A 17,643-nucleotide genomic window follows, 5' to 3' on the forward strand; every position below is an offset into this window, starting at 1 on the left:
GGCTGCGTCCAATCTCGGTCCGGTAGGCCGGTCTCGTTCCGGCCACCTCGCACTGGAGATGATGCGCGGGGGATGTTTATTTGTAAAATCGCTATTTCAGATGGTTTTGAACGATTCTACTTATACATCATTCGGCGGCCGTCGTGGAGAGCCGGCTGTCGAGCAATTCGCCGCTTTCGCGCAGGATCGGATAGGCAATCGTCGCCACCAGGGAGTTGATCTGCTTGTAGTGCCGGATCGTCTCCAGGTGGATTTCGCTCGACTCGATGGCGTCGATGCTGCCCTCGCGCAAACGCGCCAGATGGCGGGAGCTGCTGTCGCGCTCCAGTTGGCGCAAACGGTCCTTTTCCTCGACGATCTGGCGCGCCGTCTCCCGGTCTCCCGAGACGAGCAGATTGAGCGTGAGATGCAGGTTCGCCAGCACCCGCTGGTGCAGGTCGGTCAGTTCGCGCCAGCCGTCGGGCGTGAAGCGCAGCCGCCGGTCGCGCTTCTTCTCCGCCAGGGACAAGAGATCCTTGACGATGATGTCGCCAACGTGCTCGAGGCTGATCGCATGGCCGGTCAGTTCAAAACACCGCTGCACATCCGCGGTGTCGAGCCGCTTGCGGGCCACTTCCGCAAGGTAGAGCTTGATGTCAGCCTGGACCTTGTCGAGTTCGTCGTCGAGCGCGCGGGTCTGCGCGATCCGGGCCGGCGATCCGCTTTCATAAAGCTCCATCACCGGGGTCAGCATCCGCTGAACGGTCTCGCCCATGCCGATCAGCTCCCGGGTCGCTCCGGCGATCGCGAGATTCGGCACGTCGATCGCCTCGCGCTTCAGCGCGCTGATACGGGTCTCGGCCAGCGTCCCTTCGGTCTCCGTCGGGGCGGCGAGCACCCGTTGGACCGCCCGCGACATCGGCAGGCAGAGCGGCAGGCCGACAATCACCAGAACGGCATTGAACAGGACGTGGGCGTTGACGATCTGTTCCGCCGCCGTGGCGCCGAGCAGAGCGAGGGGCGGGTCGAAGGCGATGAGAACCGCCAGGGCAGTGAAGGCACCGGCGCCGCGAAACAGCATGTTGCCGACCACGATGCGCCGCGATTCCAGCGCCCCGCCCCTTGTCAGCCCGAGCGCGATCAGCCCGCCGCCGAAGTTCGCGCCGAGTGTCAGCACGATACCGAGTTCCGCAGGCAGAACCTGTTGCGCGGCCAATGTCACGAACAGGAGAATCGCACCGACGCTGGAATGCACCGCCCAGGTGAACAGGGCGCCGAGCAGGAACCCGGTCAGGAGATCGCCGGACAGATAATCCACGACCAGCGAGAAGAAGCTCCCCTCCCGCAGCGGGGCGGTCGCCTCGCCCATCAGCCGGAGCGACAGCAGCACGAGCGCGATGCCGATCAGGATGCGCCCGGTCTGGCGCTGCTCGCGGTTTCGGCCCTTGAGGAAAAGACCGCCGCCGACGACCAGCGCGATCGGCATCAGCCAGGAAATGTCGAAGGAGAGAATCCGCACCACCAGCGCGGAGCCGAGGTCCGCGCCCAGCATCAACGCAAGGCCGACGGACAGCGGCAGCAGTCCGCTCGCCGCGAAACCCGCGCCCAAAATCGCCACCGCGGTGGAACTCTGCAGCACGACGGCCGCCCCCACGCCGATGGCGGCCGACTTGACCGCCCCGGTTCGCGCCCGGCCGATGGCGCGGCGAAGCCCGGCGCCATGCGCCCGCTCCACGCCGGTGCGCACCATTCGCACGGCGAACAGGAGGAGCGTCACCGCCCCCGCCAGATGCAGAAGCATCAGCGAAACAGTCATGACCCAGTCCTTCTTGTTGTTCCCGACCGCCGCGATCCCGAACCGGAGATCGCTTGACCGGATGCGCTGTTTCGCGCGTCACCGGAAAGAACCGGTTCCGGGCCAGGGGTGAAGCGCGACCGCTCGTCTGGTCTCGCCTGCGTTCATTCGGTTGCCTCAGGCCCGATCCCGCACCCGACGCCGCGCCGCATGATTCGGATCCGCATCCATCGTGGCTGCCGGTCCGGGCTGTATTGAGGCAGCCCGGACCTTGGCAAAGCTGTCAGGCCGTATCGCGATTTCGCCAGGCGCTTGACCGCGCGAGCAGAGACCGGGTGACCACCACCTGCAGGAGTTTCACGCTGACGGAGGTGAGCACGATCATGATCGCCATCGCCGACGCCGGGGCCTGATCGCCGACATCATCCATGTTCAGCACCGCAATCGACGCCAGTTTCGTATCGGGCGCATAGAGGAACACGGCTGCGGATACGGTCGTCATCGCGTTGAGGAAGAGATAGATGGCGACATTGAGGATCAGCGGCAGGCAGATCGGCACATGCACCCGGAGCATCGTCTTGTAGGCGGGGACCTTGAGCGATGCCGAGACAGCCTCGAACTCCTTGTCGAGCTGTTTCAACGCGGTCACGAAGGACAGATGCGCCACGGTGTAAAAATGGACGACCGTCGACAGGACGAGGATCGCCATTGTGCCATAGATGCCGCTGAGCGGATTGGTTGGCGTTGAGAAGAAGAAGACATAGGCCAGGCCAAGGACGAGGCCGGGCACGGCCATCGGGATCATCGCCAGCATGTGCAGGAGACCGCGGGCGAAGGGCAACGTATCGGCCTTTTCCACGAAATAGGCGCCTAGGAAGATCACGCAGGTGCCGATCAGAGCCGTCCAGGCCGCCATTTCCAGCGAGTTGGTAAAGGAGCTCCAGCCGTTGGGATCGACGGCGTTGAAGTCGTAATGCGCCAGGGTCAGGCTGAGGTTGTAGGGCCAGTAGGTCACCAGGGATGCGAAGACCGCCGTCCCGAGAATGCCGATCAGGAACACGGAGACCAGCGAGCAAAAGACGAAAAAAGCCCGGTCCCGTCCCTTGCTCGGTTGCGGCACATAGGGCACGGCGCGCGCCGACATCTGCGCCACCTGGCGCTTGCGCACGATCCGGTCGACCGAAAACGAGAGGATGGCGGGAAACAGCAGGATCAGGCCGACGACCGCGCCCATGGAAAAGCTCTGCTGGCCGACCACCTGCTTGTAGATGTCGGTTGCCAGCACGTTGAAGTTTCCGCCGATCACCTTGGGGACGCCGAAATCCGTGATCGTGAGCGTGAAGACAACGAAGCCGGCGCTGATCAGGCCATAGCGGGCACCGGGAACGGTGATGGTCCAGAAGACCCGCCAGCGCGAGGTCCCCATGGCCTCCGCCGCCTCGTACAGCCGCGCATCCGCGCTCGACAGGGCCGTGACCATGATCATCAGCACATGCGGAAACACATAGAAGGTGATGCCGAGCACGATGCCGATCGGTCCGTAGACGGAATTGCCAAAGAGCAGCTCTCGGATCATCCCCTGGTTGCCGAAGAGATAGATGAGCGCGATGGCCGACAGCAGCGACGGCGCAAGGATCGGGATCATCGCAATGGCACGGAACAGGCCGCGAAACGGCATGCAGGTGCGGGTCAGCGCATAGGCGTAGCAAAAGGCAAGGCCGCAGGCGATCACGGTGACCGTCAGCGCGATCTGCACCGAGTTGTACAGCGACTGGATCAGTCCGGCGGAGGAGAAATAGCGGACGAAATTGTCCAGTCCGACAAAGGTCCCGCTGTCATTTTGCAGGCTCTTGAGAAAGATCGTGATCAGCGGGGCGGCCACGAAGACCAGCAGCAGCGCGACGCCGACCAGCACGCCGAGGGTCGACACCAGACGTCCCCGGTCGACCGAGGGAAACGCCGGGCTCGCAGTTGCCTCCAAACCCTGCGTGCTCATGCCCGTCCCTCCCCGGAGGTTTTGACGAGCCCGGCGGTGCGTTCGTTGCCGGGATAGATGCAGATCCGGTCGCGCGGCAGGGCAAGCGGCAGGGTGCTGCCGGCGTCGACGCCGAAGTCGCGCAGCATGTTGGCCGAAAGGTCCGCCTCGAAGACCGCGCCGTCGAACCCATCCACCCGCACTCGGGCGCGACTGAAGGCACCGAGGAAATCGACACTCTCGATATAGCCCTGCAGTTGATTGTCGGTTGCAGCGTCCAGACCGCGGAACATCACGTCTTCGGGCCGGAAACTGACCAGAACGTCGCCGCTCAGGCCCTCGACCTGGTTCGAGTCGAGGCTCAGCGTGCGCGATCCGATCCGCACCGTTCCATCGGGCTGCACGGTTCCGCGCAGCAAGTTCATGTGACCGACGAAGTCCGCGACGAAGGCGCTTTGCGGATTGGCATAGACCTCCATCGGCGTGCCGACCTGCTCGATATTGCCCTTGCTCATCACCACCACGACATCGGCCAGCGCCAGGGCCTCTTCCTGGTCGTGGGTGACCATGATGGTGGTCACGCCGAGGCGACGCTGAAGCTGCTTCATTTCATGACGAAGATCGACGCGCACCTTGGCGTCGAGGGCGCTGAGCGGTTCGTCCAGAAGCAGCAAGCCGGGCTGCATCGCAAGCGCGCGCGCCAATGCCACGCGCTGCTGTTCGCCGCCGGACAGCGCCGCGGGATATTTGGGCCCTGAAGACGGAAGATGTACGAGCTCCAGAAGCTCCTGGACCCGCGCGGCGATCTGCGCCTTCGGCAGTCCCTGGTTGACGAGGCCGTAGCCGACGTTGGCGTTGACCGTCAGATTCGGGAACAGCGAGTAGGACTGAAACACGATGCCGAAGTCGCGTTGGGATGGCGGCAGGTTCGAGATGTCGCGCCCGTCCTGGATGATCCGGCCGGAACTCTGTCGCTCCAGTCCCGCGATCGACCGCAGCAAGGTGGTCTTGCCGCATCCGGACGGGCCAAGAAAGCAGACGAAGGTTCCCCGTTCGACTGTCAGGGAAATGTCCGTCAGCGCGTGAAAATCACCGAATCGCTTGGATACGTTGTGAATTTCAAGAAACGCATCGTGGCTGGGCGCATCTTGCGGAGCAACAAATGCAGCCGGACGGACACGGTTGGGGCGTTTCGCTGCCATGTTCATGAGCGGCGAGTCCTTCCGAATGAATGGAGTGCGTCGTGAAAAAGGTCCGGCCGGCAAGGCCGGCCGGACAGCGGCGAACCGCCTTATTTCGGAGCGGACTTCGAGCCGTACCGCTTTTCCCATTCTTCCAGGATACGCGCCCGGTTCTCCGCCGCCCAGGCGAAGTCGTTGTCGATCATCTTTTCCTCGATGTTGGCGGGAAAATGCTCGACAGGGGTGGCGATGCCTGGCATCGCCACGACGGCATAGGCCTCGTTGTACATCCGGTTGGCCCGTTCGGTAACCGACCAGTCGGCAAGCGCCTTGGCGCCGGCCTTGTTCTTGGCCGACTTCAGGATGGCGAAGCTCTCCAGATCCCAGCCAAGGCCTTCGGACGGGGCGACCACCTCGACAGGAGCCCCCTCACCCTTGAGCTGCGCGCCCTTGTAGGCGAAGGAAATGCCGATGGGATATTCGCCGCGCCCGGCCATCTTGCAGGGCGCCGAGCCGGAATGAGAATAGATGCCGATGTTCTCGTGCAGCCGGTCCATGTAGTCCCAGGCCTTTTCCTCGCCCCAGATCTGCATCCAGCTCGACACATCGAGGAAGCCGGTGCCCGAGGAGGCCGGGTTCGGCATGATGATGTGTCCCTTGTAGACCGGATTTGTCAGGTCTTCCCAGGTCGCCGGCATCGGCAGGCCCTTGGCCTCGGCCTCATAGGTGTTGACGCAAACCGACGCGACCCATGCCCGCTGGCCGACCCAGCGCGGCGGGTCCTGCTTGTCCATCAAGGCCGGCGACAGCTTCTCCACGCCCGCCGGGGCATAGGGCTCAAGCATGCCGCGCTCGGCCATCATCAGCAGGCTGGTGGCGGCAAGACCCCAGACGATGTCGGCCGGCGAGTTCTCTCCTTCCGCCAGAAGCTTCGCGGTGACAACGCCGGTGGAATCGCGGACCCACTGGATCTCGTAGTCCGGATTGTCAGCCTGGAAGGCTTCCGCGAACCCCTGAAGTTCCTCCGGTTCGACCGCCGTATAGACGGTGATTGTCTCGCGCGCCGAAACGCTAAGCGTTGTCGCAAGCGCGGCGGCGGCCGCCAGACCGACCACGCGTCCGAAAGTCTTTGATACCGTTCCCATTTGTGGCTCCCCATGCGGTGAAGGTGAGTAAGGCGCGCAAGTCCGGCTGCTTGTTGTTGTTTGCCGCTATGCGACACGCGGAACCTTACACCACCAGCAAACGACCGATCATTACCATAAGTCAAATCGCTAATTCTAATAGAACGCATCGAATGAATCGATGTATTCTACCCTTGGCGATTCACGCAAGCGTTCCGCCTGCCGTACCCGAGCCCACAAGAGGAAGACCCAATGCGCTACGTGCAACTGCGAGCCTTTCACAACGTGGCGATCTCAGGGGGCTTTTCGAAGGCCGCCGACGCGCTGGGACTGACCCAGCCGGCGGTCTCCGATCAGGTCCGCAAGCTCGAGGAAGAGTATCAGATAATCCTGTTTCATCGAAACAAACGTCAGGTCTCCCTGACCGACACGGGCGCGCGATTGCTCGAAATCACCCGCCGCATGTTCGACACGGAAACCCAGGCGATGGAATATCTGTCCGAGGCCCGCGACCTGCGCACCGGCACGCTGCGGATCATTGCCGACAGTGCGTTGCACCTGCTTCATCTTCTTCCGCCGTTTCGCCAGCAATATCCTGGTATCGAGATCTCCATTCGCAGCGGCAATACCGAGACGGTGCTGTCGGCGCTTGAGGACTATGCGGCCGACGTCGGCGTTCTGGGCGAGGTGATCACCCTTCCCCGCTTCAAGGCGCTGCATCTGGGCAGCGAGGCCATTGTCGCCTTTGTCGCCCGGGATCATCCGTGGAGCGAGCGAACCGGCGCGACGCTTTCAGAGATCTGCACCAAACCGTTGGTGCTGAGGGAAAGCGGCTCGAAAACCCGGCAGAAGTTCGAGGAGGAGGTCGCGTTGCGCGGGCTCGTCGCCAATGTGGCGATCGAGGCGGAAGGTCGCGAGGCGGTGCGCGAGATCGTCGCCACCGGCCTTGGGGTTGGTGTCGTCTCGCGCGCCGAGTTCGGCCACGATCCGCGCCTGCGCGAGATCGTCATCACCGACGCCGACATGCGCATGGAGGAGGCTCTCCTGTGCCTTGCCGAACGGTCGCAAGCGAAGCTGATCTCGGCTTTTTTCGAGATCGCGGCCGACACGCTTCCCCTCACGCCGGGACGATGATCACACCTTGATGCGCGCGCCCGCCGGATCATAGGCGGGCTTGAACGACGCACGGGCGGGAAGGCGCGCCCCGGCGATGTCCACTTCCCAGGCGCCGTCGGCAAGGAAACGCGCGTCTATTGCCGTATCGGACTGGATCATCGCCAGGCCGACCGGACCGCCGAGCGAATAACCATAGGCCGCGGAGCGCAGATAGCCGACCGGCCTGCCGTCGCGCAGCACCAGTTCCCCGCCCCAGGCGACCGCCTCGCTATCCTGCACGACGATCTGGACAAGGCGGCGGTGGCGCGGCTTGCCGCGCTGCTCGGACAAGGCCTCCTTGCCGATGAAGCCGCCCGGCTTGTCGAAATCGACGGCGAAGGCAAGTCCTGCCTCGAAGGGCGTGACCTCCGGATCGAGGTCGCGCCCCCAGGCGCGGTAGCCCTTTTCCAGCCGCAGGGCTTCTAGGGCATAATATCCCGCGTCCCGCAGACCGAGATCCGCGCCGGCCTCGAAGAGGGCGTCATAGACACCGGTTGCGAAATCCGCCGGTACATAAAGCTCAAAGCCGAGTTCCCCGACATAGGTCATCCGGTTTGCAAGCACCTTGGCATAGGCAAGGTCGATCTCCCGGTTGTGCGCAAATGCAAAGCCCTCGTGCGACAGGTCCGCATCGGTCAGCCGCGACAGGAGCTCGCGGGACTGCGGTCCCATCACGCTCAGCACCGCATAGGCGGAGGTTACGTCTGTGAGTGTGACGGCAGCCTCCTTGGGTATCTGGCGGCTGATCCAGTCCGCGTCACGCACCGCCTGCGCCGTGCCGGTGACGAGGAGAAAGCTTTCCGGTCCGCGTCGCAACACGGTGAGGTCGCTTTCGTAGCCCCCCCGGTCGTTGAAGAGGCCGGTATAGACCGAGCGGCCGACCTCGACGTCGACATCGGCCCCGCAGATCCGGTTGAGGACGGCGGGGGCATCCCGTCCCTGGACCAGCAGCTTGGCGAAGGAGGTCTGATCGAAGACCGCCACCGCCTCGCGTACAGCCTTGTGTTCGCGCGCGACCGCCTCGAACCAGTTCTGCCGACCGAAGGAATAGCGGATCTCCCGCGCCTCGCCCTCATCGGCGAAGAAGCTGGCCCGCTCCCACCCCATCTTGGAGCCGAAGACCGCACCTTTGGCCGACAGCCGGTCGTAGAGCGGCGACTTGCGCAAGGGCCGCGCCGTTTCCAGCTCGCGGTTCGGCCAGGGCATGGCGTAATGCAGGCCGAGCGTTTCCTTGACCCGGTCGTGCAGCCAGCGCGTGTTGTTGTTGAAGCGGTCGAAGCGGCGGATGTCGACCGGCCACAGGTCCTGGGTCGGCGCGCCGTTGACGATCCATTCGGCAAGCGCCTGCCCGGCGCCGCCCGCACTGGCGATGCCCATGGAGTTGAAGCCCGCGCCGACGAAGAAGTTCCGCAGGCCCGGCGCTTCGCCCAGGATGAAGTTGTTGTCCGGCGTGAAACTCTCCGGGCCGTTGTAGAACTGCCTGATCTCGGCCTCCGCCAGCGCCGGCACGCGCTCCAGCGCATGTTCCATCAGGATCTGGAACTGGTCCCAGTCGTCGGGCAGGAGCTGGAAGACGAAATCGTCGGGAATGCCGTCCATGCCCCAGGGCTTCGCCTCGGGTTCGAACCCGCCCATTACCAGACCGCCGACCTCTTCCTTGAAATAGGTGTATCCGTCGGGGTCGCGCATCACCGGAAGATCCGGATGCACGCCCTCGATTTTTCCGGTGACGATATACATGTGCTCGGCCGAATGCAGCGGCACATCAACGCCGCACATCCGCCCGACCTTGCGCGCCCACTGCCCTGCGCAATTGACAACAATGTCCGCTTTCACCGACCCGCGATCGGTGACGACGCCCGTCACCGCCCCTGCCGCCGTCGTGACGTCCAGAACACGCACGCCCTCCAGGATCCGCGCCCCTCCGCGTCGCGCACCGCGCGCCAGCGACTGCGTGAGATCGGTCGGATTGGCCTTGCCGTCGCCGGGCAGCCAGACCGCGCCGACGAGATCGTCGGTCGCCATCACCGGCCACATGTCGCCGGCCTCCTTCGGCGTGAGCACCTCGATCTCGACGCCTTGTGCGCGCGCGGAAGCGGCCGTGCGTCTCAGCACCGTCATGCGGTCCTCGGTGCGCGCCACGGTGATCGAGCCGCAGTTTTTCCAGCCTGTCGCCAGGCCGGTTTCGGCTTCCAGTCCGGCATAGAGCTCCGTCGACGCCCGAATCAGGCGGGTCATGCTCTCGTGGGACCGCAACTGCCCGACCAGACCGGCGGCGTGCCAGGTGGTTCCACCGCTTAGCTGCCCCTGCTCCAGAAGCAGCACGTCCCGCTTGCCGAGCTTCGTCAGATGATAGGCAAGGCTCGCCCCGACGATCCCGCCGCCGATGATGACGATCTCTGCCTGAGACGGCATTGCTTCCTGCGACATGCGTTGTGTCTCCCTCACCTTCAAACCCTCCCCGGCGCACGCTGCCCTGCGCCTGACCGCACCGGGATCGCCTGCCGAATGGCTGCCAAGACAGCCTGCACTCTTTGCAAAATTTTGCAATTCTTTTCTAATATTGGCAAAATCATGCTATAGAGCGTGCTTGCAAAGCGTGTGGCCTTGCGGACGCGTTTGAAACCAGATGGAAGCCCCCGATGCGCGAGACACCCCTCATGCCCGCCGAACATCGCCGCGCCCGGATTGTCGATGAGGTCGAACGCCATCAGACGGTGACGATCCGGGGGTTGAGCGAAAGCCTGGGCGTGTCCCGCGAGACCCTGCGCAAGGATATTTCCCTGCTCGACCAGGCCGGCCGCCTGCGCCAGGTGCGCGGCGGCGCAATGATCCGAGACCGGGAAGAGCCGCCGGTGGAGGAACGCATCCTAACCAACCCGCACGGCAAGCGTGCGATTGCCGCTGCCGCTGCCGCGCTCGTACCCGACGGCGCCACCATCTTGCTGGATTCGGGGTCGACCACCCGCTTGCTGGCAGAGCGCCTCGTCGAACGGGTGGCGACGGGGATGCGGCTCAGCGTTTTCACCAATGACCTGAAGATTGCGCTTATGCTGCACCCCCATGGGGTTGCGGTGCATGTGCTGGGCGGACGTCTCGCCGAGGGCGAGGAATCCACCAGCGGGCTGGACGCGATCGACATGTTGAGCGGTTACAGCGTCGACCTTGCCTTCGTCGGTGTCGGCGGGCTCGGTTCGAGATTGGCGATCTCCGATTACAGCCGCGAGGCCGTCGCCCTGCGCACGGCGATGCTGGCTGCGGCCCGCACCCCGGTCCTGCTCGCCGATCACACCAAGATCGACCGACCCGCGCCCGTGCGTCTGGCGCCGCTTCCGGAAAACCTGCGCCTCATCACCGACCGGCCGCTTCCCTCCCCACTGGCCGATGCACTCGCAAAAGCCTCCGTGCGCGTCGCGCTGGGGAGACCCTGACGACCCGGCTGTTGCCGCGGTTCGGCGCCCCCCCCATGGGCTGGCTGATGTCAAACGAGCGGTCGCGTCGTTTCTACCGCCGACACGTCTCAGTCCCTAGATTCCCAGAGCGGCATCGATCCCGTAACCGCCGATGGCGCCGACCTGGGCCGATAGAGCCGTTGCAAGGTGCCGATCATGTCCTCAAATGACTTGTCGAACTCGACGCAGGTCTTGTCCGTCGGCCGGAGGTAGGTCGAACGCCCCTTCCGCTCGCTCGTCAGGAATCCTGCTTTTTCCAGTTCGCGTATCTTGCGATGGACGGTGGACAACGGCAGATCAAGAACCCCGGCCAGAGCCGACAGGTCATATAGCCGCTCCTGGTTCTCCCCGACGATCACCGTCCGGATGATCAGAGCATCGAGCGGCCCACCCCACAATCCGGTCTCGATTGCATAGAACCGGTTCAGGCATTCGATAATTTGTGTCTGAACGATGCGGCGCAGTTCTTCCGCCGCATCTGGCGGGAAATTCTGCCGGATATTCATTTGAGTTGCTTCCGCATGTCTTGTCCCCCCGTCGCGTCTCCCGCACATCGACATTTCTACTGAAGGCTATCAGCTCCTTTCCAGAATGGAAACATCGAAAACCCGGGGCGCGACGTCGCATGCTATTGGAAATGCAGGGCGAAATGCGCCACGGCGAATGACCTCACTGTCCCACGGCCAATGACGAAGGCTCGCCAAAGGCCCCGGCGATTGCGCAAGGTGGAGGAGAAGAACATGACGAAACATATACTTGTGGTCGGAGGCGGCATCGGGGGGACGATGACCGCGAACAGTATCGTTGCCAAGCTCTATCCGGAGATTTCACGGGGTGAAGTCAAGGTCAGCATGTTGTCCGACTCCCCTTGGCACTACTACAAACCGGCATTCATGTACGTGGCGTTCGACATGTTTTTTGAGGGTGAGCTGCGCCGCAAGCAACGTTCGCTCTTGCGTCCCGAGATCAATTTCAGTGTCGACAGGGTGACGGAATTCGACTTTGCCGGATCCCGCGTGAAAACCGCGAGCGGCAAGACCGTCGGCTACGATTACATTGTCGTGTCGACCGGCTGCTTGCCCGCCCCCGAGCGCATTCCCGGCCTGAAGGAAGGCGGTGACTATTTCTACCAGTATGACCCGGCCCGTCAGCTTGCCGAAAAGCTGCGGAACTTCGAGAAGGGTCGGATCTTCATCACTGTGAACTTCCCGAAGACGCCGAACGTCCCGCACCAGTGCGGCATCGCGCCGATGGAAACCACGCTGATGGTCGACGAGTACCTCCGGCGCAAGGGGGTGCGGGATCAGGTCGAGATCGTCTACACCTATCCGACGGTATCGCAGCTCCTGCGCAACTGCTTGTTCCTTCAACAAGAAGTCTGCGAGGTTCTGCCGCCGGTCTTCGAAAGCAAGGGCATCAAGTATCAGCGCGGTTTCACCCTTGCCTCCGTCGATCCTGGCAAGAAGATCGCCGTGTCGGAGGAGGGCAAGGAAGAGGAATTCGACATCCTCATGTGCACTCCGCCGATCCGCGCCGTCGATGCGGTCATCGAGAGCGGCATATCCAAGGCGCCGAACAACGAAGGCTGGCTTCCCACCGACCGCCAGACGCTGCAGCTCGAAGGTCACCCCAACGCCTACATCATGGGCGACACGGTCGACCTGCCGATCAGCAAGGCCGGAGGTTCCTGCCACAACCAGTCCCCCGTTATCGCCAACAACATTGCCGGCGATCTGCGGCTCGGCCGTCCGGTTGATGCCTATGACGGCCGCGTCCAGGCCGTCGCCCAGATGGGGCTCGAGTTGGGAATGCCGCTTTGGTACGACTACGACGAGGATGTGCATCCGACCCCGCCGACCAAGGTCGGCGGATTGCTTCGCAAGGCATTCAACAGGGGGATCTACTGGTCAGTTGCCCGCGGCATCATCTGATCACGGTGGATCACCGACAACCTTTGGGAAGGAAACACAATGAGCACATCCACGACTGAAATGTCAGAAACCAATGCGGCCGAACCGCTTGTGGAACGGATCGCGCAGGGTTCGGCATCCTTGGACGAAGCCACGGAAAAGGGGCTTGCGGACCTTCTGGAAAAAGTCGCTCCGTTGTTGCAGGCCGGGCGGTTTCACAACGTCGTCGATCTTCTGTCGCTGGCCTCGGACGCAGTGGACATGGCCGATGACGCCATGATCCAGAAGCTGATGAAGGCCTATGAAGAGGGTATTGGCGCGGCCTGGTCGCTCAGCAATGCCGCTCGTTATGCACAAGCCGAGGCGGCCACCTTGCCGGTGCCGACACTGTTCGGTCTGCTGCGTGCCGCCGGCGACGAGGATGTCCGTCGCGGTCTGCATTTCGGGATCCGCTTCCTCGCCGTGCTTGGCAGCCGAATGAAGGATGACGGCGAGGTATGACCGCCGATGCGGACCTTGCCGCTCTCTATCAGGACCGGGTGCGGCATTGGGCTGCAAGGGTGCGCAACGATCGCCGGCTTTCGCATCCGGCGATCACCGTCACGAAAAGCAGCCCGCTCTGTGGCAGCGCCCTGACATTCGATGTCAGGGCGGATGGCCGGACCCTTGTCGAACTGGGCTATCGGGTCCGCGCCTGTACGCTCGGAATGGCTGCGGCGGCGGTCGTCGTCGCCAACGGTCCGGGGACCCCTGTTGCAGACATACTCTTTGCCGGGCAGATGTTACGAAGACTCCTGGCCGGAGACGACGTTCATTTCCCAGCTTCGTGGAACGCGCTTGAGATGTTTGTCGCGGCCCAAGGCTTTCAAAGCCGCCATGGATCGATATTGCTTCCATTCGAAGCGATCTCGGATGCCTTCGACGAAACCGGCTTTTCCTGAACAATCCGCAATCGTTTGCCCGAGCCCGACAACCGCAGTGTGGTGGCGAACCGGTGGGCTCCGGGACTGATGTGGCCCGGATCGCGAGTGGCGATCGCCAACGAGCCTGTGCCGTTGCCCTTGGGTGCCTGAGCGTCGTTTCGACGAGGTCGGCGAGGACATTGCCCCTTGGACGGTCGGACCACCCGCCATGTCGGCCCGGCAGAAAGCGGGCGTCATATTCGGACACATCCAGCGTATCGCGCCATAGTGTGTTCGGGACGCCATCCTGCATGAGCCGCGCTGTCGTGCTCGCGGTCCACAGCGGCGTTGCTACCCCCTCCCCTCCGGCGATCGCCTTTTCAAAGGCCTCCGTGCGCGCCATCCGCGCATAGCGCAAACTGCTCGTCACGAACAATCGATTGCCTTTCCGAAGTGACGGCTTTGCGGGCGTTTGCTCAAATTTTTTGCAGTGCAATAATTAATTGCAGTATGCAATTGACATGCAAGCAGCCTGCTAATAATCCTGAGTGCACAGGGTTGAAAGAAGCGGGTTAAGCACGTGAAACGTGCTTGCTTCGGTCGACGGGACACGCGCGACAAAGCGCGGGAAATGTCGGCGGCCAGGCGCTGACGGGCGGGACCGAACCCAGGCCGCGGGCGCGCCGGCATTCAAACCCGAACAAGACCGTCCGTCGCTTACGCGGAGCGACAAGGCCAAGAAAAATCCGGAGGAAATCGCGCAGCATTGTCGATGGCGAACGGCACGTCCGTTCCGCGTTCAGAAGGACCAGAGTGATGTATGCCGATGCGAAGACAGCCTCCAAGTCCATTGAATTTGTCGGGAAGCGCTCCTCCGACTACCGGGATGCCCTCTCCCACTACGCCGATGTGTGGTTGCCCGACATTGCCTGCATGAAACGCTGCTTGGCCCCGCGTCCCGGCGAACGCATTCTCGAGGTCGGCGCCGGAAACGGTTACTTCAGCACGGCGATTGCCGAATGCCTCGGACCGGACGGGCTTCTGGTCGCCAGCGATCCGTCGGTCGATCAGCTTTCCGGCCTCGAGGCCGACAGCACCCATGGAAACATCCGCGTCGTACCGGCCTCGGCCGACGTGCTCGACATCCCCTTCAGCGGCTTCGATGCGGTGTGGAGCCGGGGCGCGATCCATCATGTCACCGACAAGACCTCGGCGTTTACGCGGTTTTCCGCTCTAGCGCGTCCGGGCGGCCGGCTGGTGATTGCGGATATTTTCGCCGGTACCCCGCTTGCCCGTTACTTCGACGGGTTCATCGCCCGCAGCTGCAGCACCGGGCACGAAGTCGCCTTTCTCTCCCATGAGTTTGCCGAAAGCCTGTGCGCGCTTACCGGCTGGGGACAGCCGACCTTCGATGAGGTCATCACCCCGTGGGAGTTCAGAAACCGCGAGGATATCGGCCGGTTTCTCCAGCTTCTGTTCTCGGCCAAGCCGGACTATTCAGCGGAGGACTGTTTCGCGGCGGCAGACCACTATCTGAGCGTCAGCGAAACGGCATCGGGCTGGGCGCTGATGTGGCCCATGACGGTGATGACCGCAATCCGCCCGACGCATGGTTGATGGCCAATGGCAAGGACCCTCACCATGCCTCATCTCACGAGAATGAACGCGACGGGCGTCCTGCAGTCGGGCAAACGCAAGCGCTGCGCTCCGCGAAGCCGGGTCCGGCCCGGGCTGCGGATACGCTCCCTCCGGGGCGACCTGGCCGAGCTCAGGTCAATGCGCCTGGACGGCAAGCGCCTTGCCCTGCCGGCGCGGCCCCTTCCCGCCAGCCGGCTCGCCCCCAGGACCGTGATCTATCATGGCAGCGCCGGAGCCTTCGCGCATATCGCCAGCCGAACCGCTTTTCCGGATGCGCAGAGCATGGCTTGCGAAAACCTTTTCGAGGTCGTCGATGCAGTGCGGAGCGGCCGGGCCGAGGTGGCCGTGCTGCCATGCGAGAACATTCTCGCCGGACGGGTGCCCGACATCCATATGCTTCTGCCGGACATCGGGCTGGCGATCGTGGGCGAGGTGTTCCTGCCCATCGAGCTCCACCTGGTGGCCCCGCACGGATGGTCCCTGGACGAGATCACCCGGGTGCACTCGCATCCCGTCGCCCTCAAGCAGGTGCAGCGCTTTCTTGACGCCCACGGGCTTTCGCCTGTCGCGGAGAGCAATACGGCGACGGCGGCAGCCCTCATCAAGCAAAGAGGCGACCGGAGGGCTGCGGCCGTGGCCTCCAGCCTCGCCGCCGAGACCTACGGACTGGCGATCCTGAAGCGCAATATCGAGGATATTCCCTTCAACCTGACGCGCTTCTACGTGCTTGCGGCGAAACCGGTCATTCCGCCGCCGGAGCAGCACGACATCATGACCAGCCTGCTGTTCGAGGTGACCGATACGCCCGGCGCGCTGTTTCGCGCTGTCGGCGGATTTGCCGACAACGGCATCAACCTGACCCGGCTGGAAAGCTACCTTGTCGGCGGGCAGTTCGTCGCGACCCGCTTTCTGTGCGAGTTCGAGGGTCACCCGGACGTGCCGCAGGTCCGCCGGGCGCTTGAGGCGCTCACGGCCCAGACCACACGCCAGACCGTTCTGGGCGTCTATCCGATGCATGCCATCGGATCGCGCGTGCGCGCCAGGAGCCGCCAGCCCTCCCGGCCCGACGGCCTGCGCAAGGGGTTGTCGTGATGCCGCAGCCGCAGCCCCTTCGCGCAGCTTCACCGGACGGACTGGCGCTGGTCCTGTCCGCGCTCGCGCCCCGGCTCGGCGCGCGCCTGTCGACGGCCTTTCCGGTCCGCGAGCAGCATGGCCGCGACGCCAGTTATCTGCCCGCCTGCCCGCCGGATGCGGTTGCCTATCCGGAGAATGTCGAGGACGTCGTCTTCATCCTCCAGACCTGCCATTCCCACCGGGTTCCCGTCATTCCCTTCGGCACCGGCACGTCATGCGAGGGACATGTCGCGGCGCTCCACGGCGGCATCTGCCTCAACATGTCCCGGATGGATGCCATCGGTCCGGTGAGCGTCGCCGACATGACCTGTCGCGTCCAGCCGGGCGTCACCCGGAAGGCGCTGAACGCCTGGCTGCGCGACACCGGCCTGTTCTTTCCCGTCGATCCGGGGGCGGATGCCTCCCTTGGAGGAATGATCTCGACCCGCGCCTCCGGCACGAACGCCGTGCGCTATGGCACCATGAAGGATCACGTGATCTCCGTGGATGCGGTGCTGGCCGACGGCACGGTGTTGCGCACGGCAAGCCTCGCGCGCAAATCCTCGGCCGGCTACAATCTCACCCAGCTGATGGTCGGCGCCGAGGGCACGCTCGGTGTCATCGTCTCCGCCACCTTGCGGCTGCATCCGATCCCGGAAGCGGTCGAGACCGCGCTGATCGCCTTCCCCTCCTCCGCCGCGGCCATCGACTGCGCGATCGCGATCATGGGATCGGGCATCCAAGTGGCCCGGATCGAGTATCTCGACGATGTCCAGATCCGCGCCATCGAGCGCTATTCCAGGCTCGGCCTGAGCGAGGGCGACACTCTCATCGTGGAGTGCAGCGGCGATCCCGACAGTGTTGCCCGGCAGATGCGGTGGATCGGCGAGATCGCCGTGGACTTCGCCGCAAGCAGCGTAACGACGGCGCGCAGCGCGGACGCGCGCGGCCGGATCTGGAAGGCGCGGCATGACGCATGGTGGGCGGCCATCGCGTTGCGGCCGGGCGCCAAGGGGATCCCCACCGACAGCTGCGTCCCGGTCTCGCGCCTTGCCGAGGCGATCGACGGCGCCCGGCGCGATTGCGCCGAACTTGGCGTGACCGCACCCATCTGCGGTCATGTCGGCGACGGCAATTTTCACCTGTGCGTCGTCTTCGATCCCGAAAGCCCGCGCGAGGCGACAGCCGTCGAGACGCTGCTGGAGCGGCTGAGCCGGCGTGCCATCGCCCTTGGCGGAACGATCACCGGGGAACACGGGATCGGCTACGGCAAACGCGCCTTTATGGCCGAGGAACACGGCGAGGCCGGCTTGCGCGCGATGGCGGCGGTCAAGCGGGCGCTCGATCCGCGCAACATCATGAATCCGGGAAAAATCATCGAGGCCGGCGGCCTGCCGCCGTTCGAATAAGGGGAGGCTC

The 17,643-nt window shown here is 64.0% G+C and carries 14 protein-coding genes; 8 read left to right on the forward strand and 6 right to left on the reverse strand.

The genetic code is table 11. From position 1 onward, the window contains the following. Positions 1 to 127: 127 nt before the first annotated feature. From LC092_RS00055 to LC092_RS00070, 4 genes are all read right to left on the reverse strand, one after another. Positions 128 to 1,795, reverse strand: coding sequence for a Na/Pi cotransporter family protein (locus tag LC092_RS00055; protein ID WP_224803808.1), 1,668 nt, complete (start codon positions 1,793 to 1,795; stop codon positions 128 to 130). Positions 1,796 to 2,057: 262 nt separating this feature from the next. Then, complete coding sequence (locus tag LC092_RS00060; RefSeq protein WP_224803810.1) at positions 2,058 to 3,770, reverse strand: putative 2-aminoethylphosphonate ABC transporter permease subunit; 1,713 nt, start codon at positions 3,768 to 3,770, stop codon at positions 2,058 to 2,060. After that, entirely contained in the window at positions 3,767 to 4,951 is a 1,185-nt protein-coding gene (locus LC092_RS00065) for a putative 2-aminoethylphosphonate ABC transporter ATP-binding protein (RefSeq protein ID WP_412103510.1), read from the reverse strand. The genes LC092_RS00060 and LC092_RS00065 overlap by 4 nt, the downstream gene beginning before the upstream one ends. 89 nt (positions 4,952 to 5,040) lie before the next feature. Next, positions 5,041 to 6,075, reverse strand: coding sequence for a putative 2-aminoethylphosphonate ABC transporter substrate-binding protein (locus LC092_RS00070; protein ID WP_224803814.1), 1,035 nt, complete (start codon positions 6,073 to 6,075; stop codon positions 5,041 to 5,043). A 231-nt stretch (positions 6,076 to 6,306) separates the two neighbouring features. Between LC092_RS00070 and LC092_RS00075 the strand changes: the two genes are divergently transcribed. Further along, positions 6,307 to 7,188 carry a LysR substrate-binding domain-containing protein gene (locus LC092_RS00075; RefSeq protein WP_224803816.1) on the forward strand — a complete coding sequence of 294 codons (882 nt, stop codon included), beginning with the start codon at positions 6,307 to 6,309 and terminating at the stop codon, positions 7,186 to 7,188. On the opposite strand, the gene LC092_RS00080 is transcribed toward LC092_RS00075, so the two are convergent. Further along, a complete protein-coding gene (locus LC092_RS00080) occupies positions 7,189 to 9,639 on the reverse strand; it encodes a GcvT family protein (protein WP_224803818.1) in 2,451 nt (816 codons plus the stop codon). It lies immediately after the preceding gene. Positions 9,640 to 9,851: 212 nt separating this feature from the next. Between LC092_RS00080 and LC092_RS00085 the strand changes: the two genes are divergently transcribed. Continuing rightward, positions 9,852 to 10,640, forward strand: a complete 789-nt coding sequence (locus LC092_RS00085) for a DeoR/GlpR family DNA-binding transcription regulator (protein ID WP_224803820.1) — start codon at positions 9,852 to 9,854, stop codon at positions 10,638 to 10,640. An 89-nt stretch (positions 10,641 to 10,729) separates the two neighbouring features. On the opposite strand, the gene LC092_RS00090 is transcribed toward LC092_RS00085, so the two are convergent. Beyond that, the gene (locus LC092_RS00090) at positions 10,730 to 11,167 is read right to left on the reverse strand and encodes an ArsR/SmtB family transcription factor (protein ID WP_224803822.1); all 438 of its coding nucleotides are present in this window, start codon (positions 11,165 to 11,167) and stop codon (positions 10,730 to 10,732) included. 234 nt (positions 11,168 to 11,401) lie between these two features. On the opposite strand from LC092_RS00090, the gene LC092_RS00095 reads away from it, so the two are divergent. The 6 genes from LC092_RS00095 to LC092_RS00120 all read left to right on the forward strand — a co-directional run bounded on the left by LC092_RS00095 (position 11,402) and on the right by LC092_RS00120 (position 17,633). Then, entirely contained in the window at positions 11,402 to 12,592 is a 1,191-nt protein-coding gene (locus LC092_RS00095) for an FAD/NAD(P)-binding oxidoreductase (RefSeq protein WP_224803823.1), read from the forward strand. Positions 12,593 to 12,682: 90 nt separating this feature from the next. Next, positions 12,683 to 13,072: a DUF1641 domain-containing protein gene (locus tag LC092_RS00100; RefSeq protein ID WP_224803825.1), complete on the forward strand. Its 390-nt coding sequence runs from the start codon at positions 12,683 to 12,685 to the stop codon at positions 13,070 to 13,072. After that, positions 13,069 to 13,512, forward strand: a complete 444-nt coding sequence (locus tag LC092_RS00105; RefSeq protein ID WP_224803827.1) for an iron-sulfur cluster assembly scaffold protein — start codon at positions 13,069 to 13,071, stop codon at positions 13,510 to 13,512. The genes LC092_RS00100 and LC092_RS00105 overlap by 4 nt, the downstream gene beginning before the upstream one ends. A gap of 777 nt (positions 13,513 to 14,289) precedes the next feature. Next, positions 14,290 to 15,090 (forward strand): class I SAM-dependent methyltransferase, encoded by an 801-nt coding sequence (locus LC092_RS00110; protein ID WP_224803829.1) that lies wholly within the window; start codon positions 14,290 to 14,292, stop codon positions 15,088 to 15,090. Positions 15,091 to 15,249: 159 nt separating this feature from the next. After that, the gene (locus tag LC092_RS00115; RefSeq protein WP_224803831.1) at positions 15,250 to 16,203 is read left to right on the forward strand and encodes a prephenate dehydratase domain-containing protein; all 954 of its coding nucleotides are present in this window, start codon (positions 15,250 to 15,252) and stop codon (positions 16,201 to 16,203) included. Beyond that, the gene (locus tag LC092_RS00120; RefSeq protein WP_224803833.1) at positions 16,203 to 17,633 is read left to right on the forward strand and encodes an FAD-binding oxidoreductase; all 1,431 of its coding nucleotides are present in this window, start codon (positions 16,203 to 16,205) and stop codon (positions 17,631 to 17,633) included. The genes LC092_RS00115 and LC092_RS00120 overlap by 1 nt, the downstream gene beginning before the upstream one ends. The last annotated feature ends 10 nt before the right edge of the window (positions 17,634 to 17,643 follow it).

Source organism: Stappia stellulata (assembly GCF_020176715.1).
In the GTDB taxonomy this organism is placed as follows: Bacteria; Pseudomonadota; Alphaproteobacteria; order Rhizobiales; family Stappiaceae; genus Stappia.

Coding starts and splice junctions, on each gene's coding strand:
- LC092_RS00055 (WP_224803808.1), bottom strand. CDS start 1,795: ATGACTGTTTCGCTGATGCTTCTGCATCTGGCGGGGGCGGTGACGCTC.
- LC092_RS00060 (WP_224803810.1), bottom strand. CDS start 3,770: ATGAGCACGCAGGGTTTGGAGGCAACTGCGAGCCCGGCGTTTCCCTCG.
- LC092_RS00065 (WP_412103510.1), bottom strand. CDS start 4,951: ATGGCAGCGAAACGCCCCAACCGTGTCCGTCCGGCTGCATTTGTTGCT.
- LC092_RS00070 (WP_224803814.1), bottom strand. CDS start 6,075: ATGGGAACGGTATCAAAGACTTTCGGACGCGTGGTCGGTCTGGCGGCC.
- LC092_RS00075 (WP_224803816.1), top strand. CDS start 6,307: ATGCGCTACGTGCAACTGCGAGCCTTTCACAACGTGGCGATCTCAGGG.
- LC092_RS00080 (WP_224803818.1), bottom strand. CDS start 9,639: ATGTCGCAGGAAGCAATGCCGTCTCAGGCAGAGATCGTCATCATCGGC.
- LC092_RS00085 (WP_224803820.1), top strand. CDS start 9,852: ATGCGCGAGACACCCCTCATGCCCGCCGAACATCGCCGCGCCCGGATT.
- LC092_RS00090 (WP_224803822.1), bottom strand. CDS start 11,167: ATGAATATCCGGCAGAATTTCCCGCCAGATGCGGCGGAAGAACTGCGC.
- LC092_RS00095 (WP_224803823.1), top strand. CDS start 11,402: ATGACGAAACATATACTTGTGGTCGGAGGCGGCATCGGGGGGACGATG.
- LC092_RS00105 (WP_224803827.1), top strand. CDS start 13,069: ATGACCGCCGATGCGGACCTTGCCGCTCTCTATCAGGACCGGGTGCGG.
- LC092_RS00110 (WP_224803829.1), top strand. CDS start 14,290: ATGTATGCCGATGCGAAGACAGCCTCCAAGTCCATTGAATTTGTCGGG.
- LC092_RS00115 (WP_224803831.1), top strand. CDS start 15,250: ATGCGCCTGGACGGCAAGCGCCTTGCCCTGCCGGCGCGGCCCCTTCCC.
- LC092_RS00120 (WP_224803833.1), top strand. CDS start 16,203: ATGCCGCAGCCGCAGCCCCTTCGCGCAGCTTCACCGGACGGACTGGCG.